The 19,491-nt window shown below is 71.6% G+C and carries 16 protein-coding genes; 3 read left to right on the top strand and 13 right to left on the bottom strand.

All coding sequences use genetic code 11. From position 1 onward, the window contains the following. The first annotated feature begins 16 nt into the window (after positions 1-16). Positions 17-472 (top strand): GNAT family N-acetyltransferase, encoded by a 456-nt coding sequence (locus AB0F04_RS15580; protein ID WP_362041682.1) that lies wholly within the window; start codon positions 17-19, stop codon positions 470-472. A 253-nt stretch (positions 473-725) separates the two neighbouring features. On the opposite strand, the gene galK is transcribed toward AB0F04_RS15580, so the two are convergent. The 3 genes from galK to galT are packed head-to-tail and all read right to left on the bottom strand — an operon-like array spanning position 726 to position 3,906. Continuing rightward, positions 726-1,880 (bottom strand): galactokinase, encoded by a 1,155-nt coding sequence (gene galK, locus AB0F04_RS15575; RefSeq protein WP_362041679.1) that lies wholly within the window; start codon positions 1,878-1,880, stop codon positions 726-728. Then, positions 1,880-2,848: a UDP-glucose 4-epimerase GalE gene (gene galE, locus AB0F04_RS15570; protein WP_362041677.1), complete on the bottom strand. Its 969-nt coding sequence runs from the start codon at positions 2,846-2,848 to the stop codon at positions 1,880-1,882. Before galE ends, galK begins: the two co-directional genes overlap by 1 nt. Next, entirely contained in the window at positions 2,845-3,906 is a 1,062-nt protein-coding gene (galT, locus tag AB0F04_RS15565; protein WP_362041674.1) for a galactose-1-phosphate uridylyltransferase, read from the bottom strand. The genes galE and galT overlap by 4 nt, the downstream gene beginning before the upstream one ends. A 164-nt stretch (positions 3,907-4,070) precedes the next feature. Between galT and AB0F04_RS15560 the strand changes: the two genes are divergently transcribed. Together AB0F04_RS15560 and AB0F04_RS15555 are read left to right on the top strand one after the other, a co-directional pair. Further along, a complete protein-coding gene (locus AB0F04_RS15560; RefSeq protein WP_362041671.1) occupies positions 4,071-5,750 on the top strand; it encodes a sodium:solute symporter family protein in 1,680 nt (559 codons plus the stop codon). Between the two features lie 30 nt (positions 5,751-5,780). Further along, positions 5,781-6,098 carry a hypothetical protein gene (locus tag AB0F04_RS15555; protein WP_362041669.1) on the top strand — a complete coding sequence of 106 codons (318 nt, stop codon included), beginning with the start codon at positions 5,781-5,783 and terminating at the stop codon, positions 6,096-6,098. 315 nt (positions 6,099-6,413) lie between these two features. On the opposite strand, the gene AB0F04_RS15550 is transcribed toward AB0F04_RS15555, so the two are convergent. The 10 genes from AB0F04_RS15550 to AB0F04_RS15505 form a co-directional block, all read right to left on the bottom strand. Further along, positions 6,414-7,094 (bottom strand): response regulator transcription factor, encoded by a 681-nt coding sequence (locus tag AB0F04_RS15550; RefSeq protein WP_362041667.1) that lies wholly within the window; start codon positions 7,092-7,094, stop codon positions 6,414-6,416. Between the two features lie 226 nt (positions 7,095-7,320). After that, positions 7,321-9,267, bottom strand: coding sequence for a PQQ-binding-like beta-propeller repeat protein (locus tag AB0F04_RS15545; RefSeq protein WP_362041664.1), 1,947 nt, complete (start codon positions 9,265-9,267; stop codon positions 7,321-7,323). A gap of 59 nt (positions 9,268-9,326) precedes the next feature. Further along, positions 9,327-11,177: a PQQ-binding-like beta-propeller repeat protein gene (locus AB0F04_RS15540; protein ID WP_362041661.1), complete on the bottom strand. Its 1,851-nt coding sequence runs from the start codon at positions 11,175-11,177 to the stop codon at positions 9,327-9,329. A gap of 191 nt (positions 11,178-11,368) precedes the next feature. Continuing rightward, entirely contained in the window at positions 11,369-13,177 is a 1,809-nt protein-coding gene (locus tag AB0F04_RS15535) for an ABC-F family ATP-binding cassette domain-containing protein (protein ID WP_362041658.1), read from the bottom strand. 70 nt (positions 13,178-13,247) lie between these two features. Beyond that, entirely contained in the window at positions 13,248-14,513 is a 1,266-nt protein-coding gene (locus AB0F04_RS15530) for a HEAT repeat domain-containing protein (RefSeq protein WP_362041655.1), read from the bottom strand. A 156-nt stretch (positions 14,514-14,669) separates the two neighbouring features. Continuing rightward, a complete protein-coding gene (locus AB0F04_RS15525) occupies positions 14,670-15,572 on the bottom strand; it encodes a 4-(cytidine 5'-diphospho)-2-C-methyl-D-erythritol kinase (protein ID WP_362041652.1) in 903 nt (300 codons plus the stop codon). After that, on the bottom strand, positions 15,569-16,459 hold the full coding sequence (gene rsmA / locus AB0F04_RS15520; protein ID WP_362041649.1) for a 16S rRNA (adenine(1518)-N(6)/adenine(1519)-N(6))-dimethyltransferase RsmA: 891 nt from the start codon (positions 16,457-16,459) through the stop codon (positions 15,569-15,571). The genes AB0F04_RS15525 and rsmA overlap by 4 nt, the downstream gene beginning before the upstream one ends. A gap of 31 nt (positions 16,460-16,490) precedes the next feature. After that, a complete protein-coding gene (locus tag AB0F04_RS15515; RefSeq protein ID WP_362041647.1) occupies positions 16,491-17,939 on the bottom strand; it encodes a ubiquitin-like domain-containing protein in 1,449 nt (482 codons plus the stop codon). Between the two features lie 131 nt (positions 17,940-18,070). Then, the gene (locus AB0F04_RS15510; RefSeq protein ID WP_362041644.1) at positions 18,071-18,961 is read right to left on the bottom strand and encodes a TatD family hydrolase; all 891 of its coding nucleotides are present in this window, start codon (positions 18,959-18,961) and stop codon (positions 18,071-18,073) included. Between the two features lie 78 nt (positions 18,962-19,039). Next, positions 19,040-19,468 (bottom strand): hypothetical protein, encoded by a 429-nt coding sequence (locus AB0F04_RS15505; RefSeq protein ID WP_362041641.1) that lies wholly within the window; start codon positions 19,466-19,468, stop codon positions 19,040-19,042. Between the last annotated feature and the right edge of the window lie 23 nt (positions 19,469-19,491).

Here is a 19,491-nt window from a genome sequence, read left to right as displayed (position 1 = left end):
ACCGACCGACGCGTTTATGGTGTGCCGCATGTTCCGTCTTGAGACAGAAGTCGACAAGGCCCGACGTGATCTGCTCCGCACACGCCTGCGGGACACGAACACAGCCGCCTCTCCGGTCCTGCGCGCCCTGCGCGGGACACCCGGCGAGCGGGACGTCCCGTTGCACGTGTGGGCTGTGAACGACACCGACGATCTCGCCGGCGGACTGGTCGGCTACACCTGGGCGACGTGGCTGCACGTGACCTACCTGTGGGTCGACGAACGCCACCGCGGCAGAGGCCTGGGCGCACAACTCCTGGCGCAGGCGGAACACATCGCGAAGACGTCCCGCGACTGCAGCGCGGCCCGCCTGGAGACGTGGGACTTCCAGGCACCGCGGTTCTATGTGAAGCAGGGGTACGAGGTGGTGTGCGCGGTGCCGGACTATCCGCCGGGGGTCACGGAGTACATGCTGACGAAGCGGCTGGGCTGAGGCGGCGGGGGCGAGTTGCGGGAGCGAAACCCTCGCCGCCGTCCCGTCCTCCCTCGCCGATAGCGTTGTTCGCTTGAGTCATCCCCCCACGTGCTCAACGGGAGACTCAGTGCACCGCCCCGCCCGGCTCGTGACAGCCGCGCTCACCGCATCCGCGGCCTTGCTGCTGACCGCCTGCGGCCCGGGAGAGGTGACGGTTCGAAGAAGGCGGCGCCCCCGTTTGGGAACGAGGGCGCCGCTTTCGTTCGGTCGGTCAGGGGAGGCGGTGGGCGCCCGGGGACGGGACCGCTTCGAAGACGCGGGGGGCCGTGAAGCCGGCCGACGCGAAGGCTTCCGTCACCGACTTGGTGATGGCGTCCACGTCCTGCTCCTCCGCGAGGACGATCGCCGAGCCGCCGAAGCCGCCGCCCGTCATGCGGGCGCCCAGGGCGCCGGCGGCCAGGGCCGTGTCGACGACCAGGTCCAACTCCGGGCAGGAGATGCGGAAGTCGTCGCGGAGGGAGGCGTGGCCCTCGATCAGGACCGGGCCGATCGCGCGGGTCTCGCCCGATTCGAGGAGGGAGACGACCCGTTCGACGCGTGCGTTCTCCGTGACGATGTGGCGGACCAGGCGGCGGACCTCCTCCTCGTCGCCCAGGCGGGCCAGGGCCGCGTCCAGGCCGGCGTAGGGGATGTCCCGGAGCGCGTCGACGCCCAGCAGGGCCGCGCCCTTCTCACAGCCGGCGCGGCGCTTGCCGTACTCGCCCTCGCTGTGGGAATGCTTGACCTGCGTGTCCACGACCAGCAGACGCATGCCCTCGGCCGCCAGGTCGAAGGGGATCTGCTTCTGGGAGAGGTCACGCGTGTCGAGGAACAGGGCGTGGCCGGCCTCGCAGCAGGCCGACGCCGTCTGGTCCATGATGCCGACGGGCGCACCGACGTAGACGTTCTCCGCGCGCTGGCACAGGCGGGCCAGTTGCCAGCCGCGCAGACCGAGGGAGAACAGGTCGTTCAGGGCCAGGGCGACGGCGACTTCCAGCGCCGCCGACGACGACAGGCCCGCGCCGGAGGGGACCGTCGAGGTGAGGTGGACGTCGGCGCCGGTGACCGGGTGACCGGCCTCGCGCAGCGCCCACACCACACCCGACGGGTACGCCGTCCAGTTCCGGTCCGCCTCCGGCACCAGCTCGTCGACGCGCAGCTCGACGACCCCGCCCTCGACGTCGGCCGAGTGCAGGCGCAGCACGCCGTCCGTGCGCCGTGAGACGGCCGCCACGGCGGTGTGCGGCAGCGCGAAGGGCATCACGAAGCCGTCGTTGTAGTCGGTGTGCTCACCGATGAGGTTGACGCGGCCCGGGGCCGCCCAGACACCCTCGGGGGCGGCTCCGTAAAGCTCCTCGAAACCGTCCCGCACCTGCTGTGCGCCCACTACTGCTCCCTTGCGATGTTCTGCGCGAAGTCCCACGCGTCCGCGACGATTCCCGCGAGGTCCGCGCGGGACGGGTTCCAGCCCAGCTTCTCGCGGGCGGTGGCGGCCGAGGCCACCAGGACCGCCGGGTCGCCGCCCCGTCGGGGTGCCACGACCTCGGGGATCGGGTGGCCCGTGACCCGGCGGACGGTCTCGATGACCTCGCGGACCGAGAAGCCGTTGCCGTTGCCGAGGTTGCAGATCAGGTGTTCGCCGGGGGTGGCGGCCTTCAGTGCGAGCAGGTGGGCCTCGGCCAGGTCCGCGACGTGGATGTAGTCGCGCACGCACGTGCCGTCCGGTGTCGCGTAGTCCTCGCCGAACACCGAGATCGCCTCGCGCCTGCCCTGCGCCACCTGGAGGATCAGCGGGATCAGGTGCGACTCGGGGTCGTGGCGCTCGCCGTACGCGCCGTAGGCGCCCGCCACGTTGAAGTAGCGCAGGGAGACCGCGCCCAGGCCGTGCGCCGCCGCCTCGCCGGTGATCATGTGGTCGACCGCGAGCTTCGAGGCGCCGTAGGGGTTCGTGGGGGACGTGGGCGCCGACTCGGTGATCGGGACCTGCTCCGGCTCGCCGTACGTGGCCGCCGTGGAGGAGAAGACCAGCGTGCGGACGTCCGCCTCGCGCATCGCGGCCAGCAGCGCCATGGTGCCGCCGACGTTGTTGTCCCAGTACTTCTCCGGCTTCGCGACCGACTCGCCGACCTGCGAGAAGGCGGCGAAGTGCAACACACCGTCGAAGGAGGAGTCCAGCCATTTGGCGGCATCGCGGATGTCGCCCTCGACGAACGACGCGCCCGCGGGGACGCCCTCGCGGAAGCCCGTGGAGAGGTTGTCGAGGACGACGACCTCGTGACCGGCCTCCAGCAGGTGCTGCGCGACCACGGTGCCGACGTATCCCGCGCCGCCCGTCACCAGGTACTTTCCGCTCATGAACTCGCTACCTCTCGCAGTCGCTCGGCCGCGCGCTCCGGCGGCACGTCGTTGATGAACACGTTCATGCCGGACTCGGAACCCGCGAGGAACTTCAGCTTGCCGGAAGTGCGGCGGATGGTGAAAAGCTCGAGGTGCAGCGCGAAGTCCTCACGCGCGACCCCGTCGAACTCCTCCAGCGCGCCGAACGGGGCCTGGTGCCAGGCCGCGATGTACGGCGTCGGGGGCTCGCTCTCACCGAAGATCCGGTCGAAGCGCCTCAAGAGTTCCAGGTAGACCTTGGGGAACTCTGTGCGCGCGTCCTCGTCCAGGCCGAGCAGGTCGGGCACGCGGCGCTTGGGGTACAGGTGGACCTCGTACGGCCAGTGCGCCGCGTACGGCACGAAGGCCAGCCAGTGTTCACCCTCCAGGACGACCCGCTCGCCGGCGCGTTCACGCTCCAGGACGGCGTCGAAGAGGTTCTCCCCGCCGGTCATCTCCTTGTGGGTGGCGACCGAGCGGAGCGTCAGCGCCGTGCGGGGGGTGGTGAAGGGGTAGGCGTAGATCTGGCCGTGCGGATGGCCGAGGGTCACGCCGATCTCGGCGCCCCGGTTCTCGAAGCAGAACACCTGCTCGACGGACGGGAGATGGGACAGCTCCGAGGTGCGGTCCGTCCAGGCCTCCAGGACCAGGCCCGCCTGCTCCTCGGTGAGGTCGGCGAAGGACGCGTTGTGGTCGGAGGTGAAGCAGACGACCTCGCAGCGGCCCGAGTCGCCAGCGAGCGAGGGGAACCGGTTCTCGAAGACGACGACGTCGTAGGACGAGTCGGGGATCTCGCTGAGGCGGTCGCCCGCCGAGGGGCACAGGGGGCACTCGTCGGCCGGGGGGTGGTAGGTGCGGCCCTGACGGTGCGAGGCGATGGCGACGGAGTCGCCGAGGAGGGGGTCGCGGCGGATCTCGGACGTGGTGACGGTGCGGTCCAGCGGCCGGCGATCGGTCGCGTCCCGCACGCTGTCGTCACGCAGGTCGTAGTAGATGAGCTCGCGACCGTCGGCCAGCCGGGTCGAGGTCTTCTTCACGCCGGACTCCTTGTCCTTCAAACAGAACCCAACATATAAAAACACCGCCCTCCCCAATCGTCAACATCACAATCCAACAAAGTGCATCAGAAGACGGGTTCAATTGCTGAAGGCGGAGAAGACGATCCCGCGAGGTATCGGTTCGCGCAACGAAGCGAGGGCTCATGCACACCCCCACCTATCTGTCGGCCGAGCTGCGGCTCCCCACGAACTGGCTCGACTACACCATCCTCGGCATCTACTTCCTCGTCGTCCTCGGCATCGGCTTCGCCGCCCGGCGCTCGGTGAAGACCAGTCTCGACTTCTTCCTCTCCGGCCGCTCCCTGCCCGCCTGGGTCACCGGTCTGGCGTTCATCGCGGCCAACCTGGGCGCCACCGAGATCCTGGGCATGGCCGCCAACAGTGCCCAGTACGGCGTCTACACCACGCACTGGTACTGGATCGGCGCCATCCCGGCCATGGTCTTCCTCGGCCTGGTGATGATGCCCTTCTACTACGGCTCCAGGGTCCGCTCGGTCCCGGAGTTTCTGCTGATGCGCTTCGACCGGGCGGCGCACCTGCTCAGTTCGGTCCTCTTCGCCTTCGCCGCCATCCTCATCGCCGGCGTCAACCTCTACGCCCTGGCCATCGTCGTCGAGGCGCTGCTGGGCTGGCCGGAGTGGGTGGCGATCGTCGTCGCCGGGTTCTTCGTCCTCGCCTACATCACGCTCGGCGGCCTGTCGTCGGCGATCTACAACGAGGTGCTGCAGTTCTTCGTCATCCTCGCCGCACTCATCCCGATCACACTGCTGGGCCTGAAGAAGGTCGGCGGCTGGGACGGCCTGTCCGACTCCCTCACCAAGAGCCGCGGCGCCGACTTCATGACGTCCTGGGGCGGAACGGGCATCGGCAGCGACAACCCGCTCGGCGCGAACTGGCTGACGATCGTCCTGGGTCTCGGCTTCGTCCTCTCCTTCGGCTACTGGACGACGAACTTCGCCGAGGTGCAGCGCGCGCTGTCCGCGAAGAACCTCTCGGCGGCCCAGCGCACCCCCCTGATCGCCGCGTTCCCGAAGATCTTCATCGTGTTCCTGGTGATGATCCCGGGCCTGGTGGCCGCGGTGCTGGTGCCGAAGATCGGCACGTCCGGATCCGACCTCCAGTACAACGACGCGATCCCCTACCTGATGTCGGAGCTGCTGCCCAACGGCGTCCTGGGCATCGCCGTGACGGGTCTCCTGGCGGCCTTCATGGCGGGCATGGCGGCGAACGTGTCGTCCTTCAACACCGTGTTCACCACGGACATCTGGGCGAAGTACGTGGTGAAGGGCCGCGAGGACGCGTACTACGTGCGCTTCGGCCGCCTCATCACCGCGATCGGCGTCCTGGCCTCCATCGGCACGGCGTTCCTCGCCCGCTCCTTCTCCAACATCATGGCCTACCTCCAGACGCTGTTCTCCTTCTTCAACGTGCCGATGTTCGTCGTCTTCATCATCGGCATGTTCTGGAAGCGGGCGTCCATGAAGTCGGGCTTCTGGGGGCTGATCGCGGGCACCACCGCCGCGATGGTCAACTACTTCGTCCTCTACAAGCAGGACATCGTCGACATCCCCTCCGACCAGGGGGCCAACTTCGTCTCGGCGATCGCGGGCTTCGTCGCGGGCGCGGTCGTCATGGTGGCGGTGTCGCTGTTCACCGCGCCGAAGCCCACGGAGGAACTGCAGGGACTCGTCTACGGCACACGCTCACCCGGCATGGCGGAGCCGCCGGCCCCCGGCGACGAGGCCTGGTACCGCAAGCCCGCCCTGCTGGGCTGGGGCGCGGTCATCCTGGCCGCGGCCTGCTACATCCCGTTCTCGTTCTGACCGACACTTGACCGAGGAGTGTGATCGCACATGTCCGAGTCCTACTCCGAGAAGGACCTGCAGCGGGAAGTCACCGAACTGCAGGGCAAGTCGGCGACCGCCGCGCGGCTGTTCGACATCCGGCGGATCATCGGCGGGCTGTTCGTGGTCTACGGCGTCATCGTCACGGTCGCGGGGTTCACGGCGTCCGACGCGGACATCGACAAGGCCGCCGGTGTGAACATCAACCTGTGGACCGGGCTGGGGATGCTGCTGCTGGGCCTGTTCTTCCTGGCATGGCTGAAGCTGCGGCCTGCGGCGCCGGCCCCTCCGGGGGTTGAGCCGGAGGACGACGAGCGGGTGGAGTGACCCGGCCGCGTCGATGCTGGGGCCGGGTGGGTCCGCAGCCCGGCGTAGCGGGGTGCTGCCCGCGCCCACCCGTGCCGCCCCCAGCGGCACGCATGCCCGCAGCTGGGGCGGAGGCCCCACGCGCCCGCACCCGCCGTCGGACGCAAGGGGCCGTGTCGGGGGGTGTCCGCCCGCAGCGGTTGTCGCGTCGACGCACAGTCAGTCGGCACGCAAGCCCATCGCGACGTTCCGAGGACGGACACCCCCCGGCGCGGCCCCGACCCACCACCCAGCGACAGGCGCAGCCACCCGCACCCCCACCGCCGGTCAGACGGTTCACGGCTCCCGCCGCACCGGCCCCGCCCGGTCCAGCAACCCCGTCCGCGCCGCCAGCGCCGCCGCCTCCAGGCGCGACCCCACCCCCAGTTTCATCAGCACCCGCTGGACATGCGTACGCGCCGTCGACGGTGCGATGCCCATGCCCGCCGCGATCAGGCGGGTGTCCTCCCCGTCGGCGACGCGGACCAGCACCTCCACCTCACGCGGCGTGAGCATCTGGAGCAACCGCTGCCCCTCGTCGTCCGGCTGGGCCGCCGGATTGAGCAACTCACTGAACGCCCCCTGCAACAGCTGCGGCGCCACCGCCGCCTCCCCCGCCCGCGCCTTCATGATCGCCCGCTCGACACCCTCTATGCGCTCGTCGTGCCGGACGTACCCCGACGCCCCCGCCGCGAACGCCGCCGCGATGCCCCGGGGACTCGGCACCGGCCCCAGCACCAGCACCGCCACCTGCGGCCGCTCCCGCTTGATCCTCACCACCGGGTCGAAGATCCCCGGCTCGGCCGGCGCCGCCGTGCCCAGCAGGCACACCTCCGGTGACCGCGTGATCACCAGCTCCGCCGCGCCCGCGGCCGGCGCCGCCGCGGCCAGCACCCGGTGCCCCCGCAGCTTCAGCGCCGAAGCCAGCGCCTCGGCCAGCAATCGGTGGTCGTCGACCACCATGAGCCGCACTCCCATCGAGCAACCCCCCAGTCACCCCAGCCCCCCACGGAAGCCCCCCGGCTCCCCCGCCTTCATGCCCCCGGAAGCTACACGCTTGTTCGACGTTGCGCTCCCCCTACCGGCGAGAATCGCCCCGGATCACCGAAAGTCCTCTCGCCCCAGGTTGACCGCGCCGCACAGGAACGGCCCCGCCCCTGATCAGGGACGGGGCCGAAGGGAACCCGAGTCGGTCACCAGATGATCAGCCCGTACCGAAGCCGACCGCCAGATACTCCTTCTCCCGCACGGTCGACCGCTTGCTCGCGTACACCTTGGACATGTAGAGGTGCCCCTCGGAGTACAGGACCTCGGAGTACTCCGGCGACATGCTGGTCTCCACGTCGCGGACCGACTCCGTCGCGGGGTTCCGCAGCAGCAGCGTCTCCTTGAAGCTGCCTCCGGCGATGCTCACGACCTGTCCACCCTTGTCGTACGGGGGACGCTTGTACGCGATCAGGTTGCCGCCGTCCATGCGCAGCGGCGAGATCGTGTAGCCGTCGCCCGCGTCGGCCCGCTGCCCGGTCTGCTTGCCGGTGGCGAGGTCGAAGGCGACGATCTCGTTGGTCTGGCTGTACTTGCCGGTGCCGTCGTGCTCCTCGGTCGGCAGGTACAGCCGGTCGTTGCCGACGGCCAGCAGGTTGCAGGCCTCGACGCGGGTGATGCCCTCACAGCGGGCGGCGTACTGCTCGCCCGGCGCGGAGATGCGGGTGCGCAGCTTGCCGGTCTTGGCGTCGATGGAGAAGAAGTCGGAGATGCCGCTGCCGTCGCCCGCGGAGTCGCCGACGTCGGCGGCCACCACCAGCGGCTCGGTCGACACGATGCTCGCGTACTCGATGCCCTCGGCCATCTTGTACTCCGAGATCACCTTCCCGGACTTCGGGTCGATGGTCTGGATGTGCAGCTGCCGCTGGCCGTAGGAGCCGCACTTGCGCACGGCGACCAGCTTCTCGCCGCCGCCGTACCCTGCGTCGTAGCAGGAGTCGGCCGGCTTCGGGCTCCACAGGAGCTTGCCGGAGACGTCGAAGGCGGCGCCGCCGCTGGTGCTTCCGACGGCGACGGTCTTCCCGCTGAGGGTGATGTTGTCGAAGTTGATCAGCTGGTCACCGGTCTTGACCGTCTTGGTCCACAGCCGCTTGCCGGCGTCGAGGTCGATGAGGGCGATCTGGCTGCACCCGTGCGAGGGGTCGGCCTTGGTGGGCATCGCCGGCTGGTAGAGGACCGCCGTGAGGTTGTCGTCCGTGACGTGGCGGCTGGCCTGGCAGACCGGGCCGGCCAGCGGGATCTTCCACAGCTCGCCGCCCTTGTCGCGGTCGTAGCCGACGATCCGGGCGATGCCGCTCTTGACGTACGCCTTGTCGGTGAGCCACGAGCCGGAGACGACGACCGTGCTGTCGTTCTTCACCTCGGGCGCCGGGACCTGGAAGAGGACCTTGGCGCTGGGATCGGACGGTGCCTTCTCCTTGCCGGAGGCGGTGCCGCCGTTGCCGTCGTCCGTGCCGCCGGTGCCGCCGCTCTGACCGGCGGTGTCGTTCTCCCTGCCCTCGTCCTTGCCGGACGAGGAGTACCAGACACCGCCGCCGATGATCAGCGCGATGGCCACGACCGCGGCGACGATGATCAGCATCTGCGTGGTGAACTTCTTGCCGCCGCCCGGCTGTCCGGCCTGCGGCTGGTGCGGCATGGCCTGCTGCGGATAGCCGTACCCGGGCTGCTGCCCGTAACCGGGCTGCCCATAAGGCGCCTGCGGCTGCTGCCCGTAACCGGGCTGCCCATAAGGCGCCTGCGGCTGCTGCCCGTAGCCGGGCTGCCCATAAGGCGCTTGCGGCTGCTGCCCGTACGGGCCCGGCTGCTGGCCGGGGTAGCCGTAGCCGGGCGGGGCCTGCGGCGGCTGGGGCGCCGGGGCACCCTGCGGATAGCCGTAACCCTGCGGCGGCTGGGGCGGCGTCTGCGGGGCGGCCGGCGGAGGCGTCTGCGGGGTCTGCGGCGCCTGGGGGTAGCCGTACCCGGGCTCCGGGGCCTTGCCGAGGTTCGGCCCGGCCGCGGGCGGCGGGGTCTGCGGCGGCTGGTCCTGGGGCGGCTGCTCCGGGGGCGGACCGAAGCCGCCTCCCTGCGGGGGCTGCTGGGGCGGCGGGGGCGGCGGCTGGGTCATGGCGTGGGTACCTCGGGGGGAGGGGGACGGGCGACGAAGGGAGTGCGAAGGAGGAGGAGTCACTTGCCGTAGGCGAGCATCAACTTCTCCTTCGTGTCGTCGTTCCCGCTCAGCCGGGACGTCGAGATGTAGAAGCGCCCGTCGACCCAGTCGATCTCCTTGGAGAAGAAACTGTTCTCGATGTCCGCGGCGCCCTCGGGGTTCTGCAGCAGCTTGGACGGCTTGTGGCTGCTGCCGCCGGTCGGAATGGCCACGATCTGCCCGCCCGCGTCGTAGGACGGCTCCACATAGGCGATGAGCTTGCCGCCCTCGGTCTTCACCGGCAGCATCGACTCGTCGGCGGGTGACTTCACGCGCCACTTCTCCTTGCCGTTCGCGAGGTTGACCGCGACGATCTCGTTGGCGCCGGTGGTGGCCTCGGTCGGCAGGTACAGCGTGCTGTCGTCGACGGCCACGCCCTGGCAGCCCGTGAGGTCGCGCTCGAGGATGGCCCAGCCGCACTCGGGGGCGAAGTCCTCGTCGAAGCCGACCTGGGAGCGGAACTTGCCGCCGGAGGTGAAGGTGGAGATGTTCCAGGCCTTCTTGTCCTTGTTGGTGCTGTAGACGACCAGCGGGCTGACCGAGTAGGTGCGCGCGACCCGCCAGCCCTTGTCGAACGGCTGGGTCCACTTGGCCTTGCCGGTCTTCGGGTCGAGCTCCTGGATCTCGTCGTGCTCCTTGTCGGTGCCGGCACCGCAGGAGGCGACGGCGATCAGCTTCTCGCCGCCGGCGAACGCGGCGGGGAAGCAGGCGTTGCCGTACTTCTTCTTGTCGTAGAGCTTGTCGCCGTTGGTGACGTCGTAGGCCGTGCCGGACTGGGAGCGGCCCACCATCAGCGTCTTGCCGGTGACGGACAGTTCGACGGAGAGCGTGGAGTCGAACAGGGCGCCGTCGGCGACCTGTTCCTTCCAGCCCTTCTCGCCGGTGACGAGGTCGATCTCCTGCAGCTGGTTGCACTTGGCGCGGTCGCTGCTGCCGCTCATGTACGCGACGACGATCTTGTTGTCGGACGTCTTCTGCGGGGTCGTCGCGCAGATCTTCTGCGGGAAGGTGATCGCGTCCCAGGACGGTTTGCCGTCACCGACGTTGTAGGCGAAGAGCTGCTTGTAGGCGGCCTTCACCGCGGTCTTGCCGGTGATCCACATGCCGTCGGCGTCGGCGCCGGAACCGGGCGCGTCGGGCGCCTCCTTGTACCAGAGGACCTTCGCCTCGCCGGCCTGGCGGCCCGCGTTGAGGTCCTCCGGGTCCTCGCCGCCGTCGCCGCTGCCGTCACCGGGGTTGACCGGGGCGGAGGAACCGGCCTTGGGGTCGTCGGTCTTCTGGGCGACGGGCTTCTTCTTGCCCTTGCCGTCGTCGCCGCCGGTGACGGCCCACACGGTTGTGCCGACCACGAGCAGCGCGGCGACGGCGGCACCGATGATCAGGGCGGGCTTGCCCTTGAAGGGGTTGTTCGAACCGCCCCCGGGCGGGGTGCCGGGCGCGCCGGGGTACTGCGGCTGCTGCGGGTAGCCGTAACCGGGCTGGCCGTACGGTCCGGGCTGCTGCGGCTGGCCGTACGGTCCGGGCTGCTGCGTCTGGCCGTACGGTCCGGGCTGCTGCGTCTGGCCGTACGGTCCGGGCTGCTGCGGCTGGCCGTAGGGGCCGGGGTTGTACGGGCCCGGCTGTCCCGGCTGCCCGTACGGACCGGGCTGCTGCGGCTGCTGCGGGTAGCCGTACCCGGGCTGCGGCGGGCCCTGCGGAGGCGGCGGCGCCTGGGGCGGTCCCTGGGGCGGCGGCGGGGTCTGCGGTGCCCCGTAACCACCGCCCTGCGGCGGCTGGTTCTGCGGTGCTCCGAAGCCACCGTGCGGCGGCTGACTGGGCGGCTGAGTCATCAGCGGCTCCCCCGTTCGATCACTGATTTTTAGCCACACCCTGAGATGCCCAACGGGCTCAGAGATGCTTCATAAAGTTCTAAGACGCCTCTTTCTATCACCAGGTTCCGACAGCACACCGGGCCGATCACCCCCTGTTCCCAAGGGAGGACCGGCCCGTGATGCCGCCGTTATGCGTCTTCACGCACCCTTCACGCGTCCTCGGCGAGTTCCAGCCAGCGCATTTCCAGTTCCTCGCGCTGACCGGCCAACTCCCGCAACTCGGCGTCCAGTTCAGCCACCTTCGCGAAGTCCGTGGCGTTTTCGGCGATACGGGCGTGGAGCTTGGTCTCCTTCTCGGAGACCTTGTCGAGCTGCCGCTCGATCTTCTGGAGTTCCTTCTTGGCGGCGCGCTGGTCGGCGGCGCTCTTCTCCGGGGCGGCGGACTGCTGCGCTGCGGCGGGGGCCGAGACGGCCGCGGCCTCCTCCATGCGCTGCCGTCGTTCCAGGTACTCGTCGATGCCGCGCGGCAGCATGCGCAGGGCGCCGTCGCCGAGCAGCGCGAAGACACGGTCGGTGGTGCGCTCGATGAAGAACCGGTCGTGGGAGATGACGATCATCGAGCCGGGCCAGCCGTCGAGGACGTCCTCCAGCTGCGTCAGCGTCTCGATGTCGAGGTCGTTGGTGGGCTCGTCGAGGAAGAGGACATTGGGCTCGTCCATGAGCAGGCGCAGCAGCTGGAGCCGGCGGCGCTCACCACCGGACAGGTCGCCGACGGGCGTCCACTGCTTCTCCTTGCCGAAGCCGAACGTCTCGCACAGCTGCCCTGCGGTCATCTCCCGTCCCTTGCCGAGGTCGACGCGCTCGCGCACCTGCTGCACCGCCTCCAGCACACGGGTGGCCGGGTCGAGTTCGGCGACCTCCTGGGAGAGGTAGGCGAGCTTGACGGTCTTGCCGACGCGGACGCGTCCGCCCGCGGGCTGGGCCTCCCCGTCGGTCCGGGCCGCCTGCGCCATGGCCCGCAGCAGCGACGTCTTGCCGGCGCCGTTGACGCCGACGAGGCCGATGCGGTCGCCGGGACCGAGCTGCCAGGTGACGTGCTTCAGAAGGACCTTGGGGCCGGCCTGGACGGTGATGTCCTCCAGGTCGAACACCGTCTTGCCCAGCCGGGTGGAGGCGAACTTCATCAGCTCGCTGCTGTCCCGGGGCGGCGGCACGTCCGCAATGAGCTCGTTGGCGGCCTCGACCCGGAAGCGCGGCTTGGACGTCCGGGCGGGTGCCCCGCGGCGCAGCCAGGCCAGCTCCTTGCGGACGAGGTTCTGCCGCTTGGCTTCCTCGGTGGCGGCGATGCGCTCACGCTCGGCCCGGGCGAAGACGTAGTCGGAGTAGCCTCCCTCGTACTCGTGGACCACGCCGCGCTGGACGTCCCACATGCGCGTGCACACCTGGTCGAGGAACCACCGGTCGTGGGTGACGCAGACGAGGGCCGACCGGCGCTTCTGCAGATGGCGGGCCAGCCAGGCGATGCCCTCGACGTCGAGGTGGTTGGTGGGCTCGTCCAGGACGAGCAGGTCCTGCTCCTCGATGAGCAGCTTGGCCAGGGCGATCCGGCGCCGCTCACCGCCCGACAGCGGGCCGATGACGGTGTCCAGGCCCTTGGGGAACCCGGGCAGGTCGAGCCCGCCGAACAGGCCGGTGAGCACGTCCCTGACCTTGGCGTCACCCGCCCACTCGTGGTCGGCCATGTCGCCGATGACCTCGTGGCGGACGGTGGCCTCGGGGTCGAGGGAGTCGTGCTGGGTGAGCACGCCGAGACGCAGCCCGCCCGAGTGCGTGACGCGCCCGGTGTCGGCGTCCTCCTGCTTGGCGAGCATGCGGATGAGCGTGGTCTTGCCGTCGCCGTTGCGGCCCACGACACCGATGCGGTCCCCTTCGGAGACGCCGAGGGAGACGCCGTCGAGCAGGGCACGGGTGCCGTACACCTTGCTGACGTTCTCGACATTGACCAGGTTGACGGCCATTACTCTCCTGCCAAGGGGGATGGATCGACCCTCCAGGGTAGTCGCGCCCGGGGGTGCTCCGGCCGGGCGGTCAGCCGCCGTCGGCGGCCTCCCGGCGCCGCTGGTAGCGCCACACGTCCATCAGCCGCTCGTCGAACGGCAGCTCCGGGTCGAGGGGGCCGATCCGGTGCTCGGCCTCCACGCAGCGCGGATCGTCGCGGTAGGCCAGGCCGGAGACGGCCTCGATGCGGACCGGCTGGGTCTCGTCGTGGGTGAGCGCGACCAGCGCGTCCCCGACCTCCGGCTCGCGACCCCGGTAGTGCGCGAGCCAGCGGCACGCCGCCTCGCGCACGTCGGGGTCCTCGTCGCCGGCCAGGGTGAGCACCGCGGCGAGGCCCTCGGGGCGGACCTGGGAGCGGCCGTCCTCGGAGCGCTCCAGGGCGTCCGGGACCAGGGAGCGCACCCTCGGGTCCGGGTGGGCGAGGTGCGCCAGCCCTGCGGCCTCGACCTCCGGGGCGCTGTCGTGGGTCATCGCGTTCAGGAGGGCGGCCAGCACCTCCGGGTCCTCCTCCTGTCCGGCCCAGGGGACCAGCTCCCTGCCGCGCTCCCAGAACGGATCGCCTCCCTCGAGGGGGTCGCCGAGGATCAGGAACAGCAGCGTCTCCGCCGCGAGCAGGCGGTGCAGCCGGTCGGGGTGGTTGAGGAGGTCCCTGGTCCACTGCCAGGTCTCCTCGTCCAGCCGGCGGCCGAGGGTGAACACCACGTCCGACCAGACGACGTGGTCCCGGTCGGGGTGGGCGAGGGCCCGGGCGACCAGTTCGTCGAAGGGCGTACGGATCCCGTAGCGGGCCTCCATGGACGTGAGGATGGCCCGGTGCTCGTCGCGCAGGGTCGTCCGGCCGAGCGTGAGCTGCTCGCACCACCCGCCGATCTCTTCGTGCCGGACCCGGCTCCGCTCGATGGGCCCGGTGTGTCCGGTGACGCGGCGCAGTTCGGCCTCGGCTCCCGCCTCGACCCAGCGCCGGGCCCGGGCCAGAAGCTCGGCGCGCGCGGGTGCCGGGAGGGGGGTCCGGCTGGTGGCGAGCGCGTAGACCAGGAGGTGGGACCCGCCGTCCACCGCCCGCAGCAGCGGGGTGCTCCCGTCGGGCAACCGGCGCAGGGGGTCGGCTCCGGCCTGGAGCAGCGCCTCGGCGACGGGTTCGTCGTACGCCGCCACGGCCAGGCAGAGGACCGGCAGGCCCTCGGCGAGGGTGTCGGGGTCGGCGCCGGACTCCAGCAGCGCCGTGACCTCGTCGGCGTCCCCGCGCCGTACGGCCGCGACCAGTTCCTCCACGCTTTCGCCCCCTGTCGAGATCAACTGGGGAGCCTAGGCGCCCGGCAGCGCGCAAGGCTCGTGATTAACGCCCCCGGGGGGCGCCGTCGGGGCGTGGTCGAGGCCCGGCGATCGCCGCCGGGGCACACCCGCCGACGGCACCGTCACCACCCGGCGAGCGAGCGCTGCCAGGGCACGCGGTCAGCCGGCGGCTACCACCGTCGCCCCGGGGGCGGGGCCCGACGCCGTACGCACCGCCCTGCACGTGCCGGACGCGAGCAGGGCCTGTGCCACCGCGGCGGCCGACTCCGGGGCGCGGACCAGGAACGCGGTGGTCGGCCCGGAGCCCGAGACGAGTGCGGTGAGGGCACCGGCGGCCCGGCCCGCGGCCAGGGTGCCGGCCAGTTCCGGGAAAAGGGAGAGGGCCGCGGGCTGGAGGTCGTTGGAGACGGCGGCGGCGAGCGCGTCCGGGTCGCCCTTGGCGAGGGCGGCGAGGAGTTCGCCGGAGGCGACGGGCTCGGGGATGTCCGTGCCCTCGCCGAGCCGGTCGAACTCGCGGAACACCGCCGGGGTGGACAGGCCGCGCCCGGCCATCGCGAACACCCAGTGGAAGGTGCCGCCGGTCTCCAGGGGCGTCAGCTGCTCGCCCCGTCCGATGCCGAGGGCGGCCCCGCCGACCAGGCTGAACGGCACGTCGCTGCCCAGCTCCGCGCAGATGTCGAGCAGTTCGTCCCGGGAGGCGCCGGTCCCCCACAGCGCGTCGCAGGCCACCAGGGCGCCTGCGCCGTCCGCGCTGCCCCCGGCCATCCCGCCGGCGACGGGGATGTCCTTGGCGATGTGGATGTGGACGGCGGGACTGCGGCCGTACCGCCCCGCGAGCGCCTCGGCGGCCCGCGCGGCGAGGTTCGTGCGGTCCAGGGGGACCTGGTCGGCGTCCGGGCCCTCGCAGGTGACGCGGAGCTCGTCGGCCGGGGTGACGGTGATCTCGTCGTAGAGGCCGACCGCGAGGAAGACGTTGGCGAGGTCGTGGAAGCCGTCGGGGCGGGCGGCGCCGACCGCCAGCTGGACGTTGACCTTGGCCGGGACGCGGACCGTGACGCTCACGCGGGCTCCTTCTCCTGGTGCCGGTTCGCCTTGTGCTCGGCGATACGCGCGAACTCTTCCACGGTCAGCGACTCGCCCCGGGCCTGCGGCGAGACCCCGGCGGCGACCAGGGCCTCCTCGGCGGCGGCGGCCGATCCGGCCCAGCCGGAGAGCGCGGCCCGCAGCGTCTTGCGGCGTTGCGCGAAGGCCGCGTCGACGACGGCGAACACCTCGCGCTTGGCGGCCGTCGTCTTCAGCGGCTCGCTGCGGCGGACCAGGGAGACCAGGCCGCTGTCGACGTTGGGCGCGGGCCAGAACACGTTCCGCCCGATGGCGCCGGCGCGCTTGACCTCGGCGTACCAGTTGGCCTTGACGGAGGGGACGCCGTAGACCTTCGAGCCGGGCGGGGCGGCGAGCCGGTCGGCGACCTCCGCCTGGACCATGACGAGGGTGCGTTCGATGGTCGGGAAGGTGTCGAGCATGTGCAGCAGGACCGGGACGGCCACGTTGTAGGGGAGGTTGGCCACCAGCGCGGTCGGGGCGGGCCCGGGCAGCTCGGTGACGTGCATGGCGTCCGAGTGGACCAGCGCGAACCGGTCGGCGCGTTCGGGCATGCGGGCCGTGACGGTCGCGGGCAGCGCGCCGGCGAGCACGTCGTCGATCTCCACCGCCGTGACCCGGTCGGCGGCCTCCAGCAGCGCGAGGGTGAGCGACCCGAGGCCCGGGCCGACCTCGACGACCACGTCGTCGGGGCGGACCTGTGCGGTGCGCACGATCCGGCGGACGGTGTTCGCGTCGATCACGAAGTTCTGTCCGCGTTGCTTGGTCGGGCGTACGCCGAGGGCGGCCGCGAGCTCGCGGATGTCGGCGGGGCCCAGGAGGGCGTCGGGGGTGGGGCTGCTGGTCACGGGACAAGGGTACGGGGGTTCGGTTCCCCCACTATCCGCCCAGCCGTCCCCCGCAGTGCGGCCAGGGGCTTGCTCCCCGCCGCACGTAGAGCTTCTTCGCCCGGTACGTCTGTTCCGCGGCCGGGGCGTCCTGGGGGCGTCCCTGGCCGCCGAGGGAGTGCCAGGTCCGGGTGTCGAACTGGTAGAGGCCGCCGTAGGTGCCCGAGGAGTCGACCGCGTCGGGCCGGCCGCCGGACTCGCAGGCCGCGAGGCCCTGCCAGTCGAGGTGGTCGGCGCCCCGCACGGACGCCGGGCGCTGCATGGTGCCGACCCTGACCAGCTGCGGGTTCGGCTCGCGCACCACCTCGGACCTGATCCGGCGCGGCTTCTGCGGGACTCCGTTGACCGTGCGCAGGGCGAAGGTGACCCGGCGCAGTCCCGGCTCGCCCGCCCGCTCCACGACCTCCGTGCCCTGGAACAGGGTCGGGTCCTCCGTCCGCCGCACCTGGAAGGGGATGGGTTCCTCGCGGACCTCCCTGCCGCCGGTGATCCGCAGCACCGTCACGGTCTGTCCGTCGCGCGGGAAGCCGCCCTGCGGGACGGAGGTGGTGTCCTGGCCGTGCAGGGTGATCCCGGCCTCCTCCACGACCTCGCGGACGGTCGCCGCGTTGGTGCGCACCGTGCGGGCGCGGCCGTCGGCCATGATCGTGACGGTCCGCTCGGTCCGCACGTCCAGGGCGAGTCCGCCGCGTCCGATGCGCCGGGAGCGCGACGTGGAGACGTACGCGCCTTCGTGCCGCACACCGAGCTGCCGCAGCGCCTCCTCCACCGTGTGAGCGGTCGTCCACACCTCACGCCGGTGTCCGTCGAGGGTGAGCCGCACGGGTCGGGCGAAGTGCACGGCGACCGCGTCGCCGTTGCTGATGCGCGCGCCGGGCCCGGGCGCCACCACGTCGTGGGCGCCGACCTCGACTCCTTCCTCCGCCAGCAGCTCGGTGACGTCGTCGGCGAAGGTGTGCAGCGTGCGGGCCTTGCCGTCGACGTTCAGCTCGATCGCCTTGTCCTTGGCGACGAACGCCGTGGTGCCGCCCGCCAGGAAGGCGACGACGAGGGCCTGCGGGAGCAGCCGCCGCATGGGGCCGTCCGGGCGCTGGGCGTAGCGCGTCCTGCGCCGGCGCGCGGCCCTGCGGTGCGAGCCGGTGCGCGCCGCGGCACGCGAACCGGCGCGCACGCCCGGGTCCGGCGCGGGGTGCCCGACGGGCCCGGGTGCGCGCTCGCCATCCTGCCCGCCCTGCCGGGGCAGCGCGGGCAGGGTCGGCGCCTCGTAGGCCGGCCGGTAGGTGTCCGCGTAGGCGCCGGGGGACGCCTGTGTCCCGTGGACGAGGGTCTCGGCGCTGTGCGGATCGACCGGCGACACGTCGAACCCGCCGTACACCGGATCGGCGTAGCCGGGGCCATACGTCTCGTACGTCTCGTAGGTCTCGTACCGCGCGTTGCTCACGCCGACACGCTCCAGGGGCCGGAGGGGGGTCCAGAGGGGTCCGGATAGGGCCCCCAGAACCTAGCGGAGCGGCCGTCACTCTCCAAAGCGACGCGGCTACGCACAGTCGTGCGGTGAGGTGGGCGGCGGGGTCAGTACCCGAACGCGCGTGCGGTGTTCGCGCCGAGGGCCCGGGCCAGCGTGTCCTCGTCGATGCCGCGCACCTCGGCCATGGCCCGCACGGTGATCGGCACGAGGTAGGGGGCGTTGGGCCGTCCGCGGTAGGGCGCGGGGGTGAGGAAGGGCGCGTCGGTCTCCACGAGGAGGAGCTCCAGCGGGGCCACCGCCACCGCGTCCCGCAGGTTCTGGGCGTTCTTGAAGGTGACGTTGCCGGCGAACGACATGAAGTAGCCCGCGCTCGCGCAGATCCCGGCCATCTCGGCGTCGCCGGAGTAGCAGTGGAAGACGGTCCGCTCGGGAGCGCCCTCCTCCTTCAGCACCCGCAGGACGTCGGCGTGGGCCTCGCGGTCGTGGATGACCAGGGCCTTGCCGTGCCGCTTGGCGATCTCGATGTGGGCACGGAAGGAACGCTCCTGCGCCTCCTTGCCCCCGGGCCCGGTGCGGAAGTAGTCGAGGCCGGTCTCGCCGACGCCCTTGACCTGCTCCAGCGCGGCCAGCCGGTCGATCTCGGCGAGGGCGTCGTCCAGGGCGCCCTGACCGCCGGGTTCGCGGGCGCCCTGCCTGGACCACCCGTCGGGGTCTCCGTGCACGATGCGGGGCGCCTCGTTCGGGTGCAGGGCGACCGTCGCGTGGACGGCGTCGTGGGCCGCCGCCGTCTCGGCCGCCCAGCGGGAGCCCTTGAGGTCGCAGCCGACCTGCACGACCGTCGTCACGCCGACCGACGCCGCCTTCGCCAGCGCTTCCTCGACCGTGCCGGACCGCATGTCCAGGTGGGTGTGGGAGTCGGCGACCGGCACCCGGAGGGGCTCCGGGAGGGGCGGGGCCGCGTTCTTGTCCGGGCGGCCGGCATCGTTCGAAGGCATGCACCGATCCTACGAAAGGGGCACGCCCTCCCCGGTAGGGGAGGACCGGGGAGGGCGTCGGCAAGGGAACCGGACGGGTCAGCTCGCCTTGCGCTGGAAGGGGTGCAGCAGGTCGGACAGGTGCCAGTGGTGGTGCTCGCGCTGCTCCTGGCCGGCCGTGGCCCCGGCCTCGACGTCCGCGGTGGGCCCCTCCACGGGCCCGGCGGGTGGCGGCACGCGGTGGGGCCGGTGAGCCGCGTCATGCGCCGACGCGACCCGCCCGGGCCGCATGATCCGCACGACGTGGCTGTCGCAGTTGTGGCACTCGGGCCTGCTCAACGGGGAGGGCACCACCTTGCCGTCGGCCACGTAGAGGACGAACTCGTGACCCGCGGCGTCCGTGTGGTGCTCTATCTCGTACGACTGCTCCCAGCCGTGCCCGCACCGCATGCAGGCGAAGGAGTAGGACTCGTTGACGACTGCGGTCGCACCGGCGCGGAGCCCGGTCTGCCCTGCGATCTCACTCATGCCAGCTCCTGTTGGTCCGCTGT

The sequence above is a fragment of the Streptomyces sp. NPDC029041 genome (genome assembly GCF_040637515.1).
GTDB lineage: Bacteria > Actinomycetota > Actinomycetes > Streptomycetales > Streptomycetaceae > Streptomyces.
This window is presented reverse-complemented; position numbering and strand designations above follow the sequence as displayed.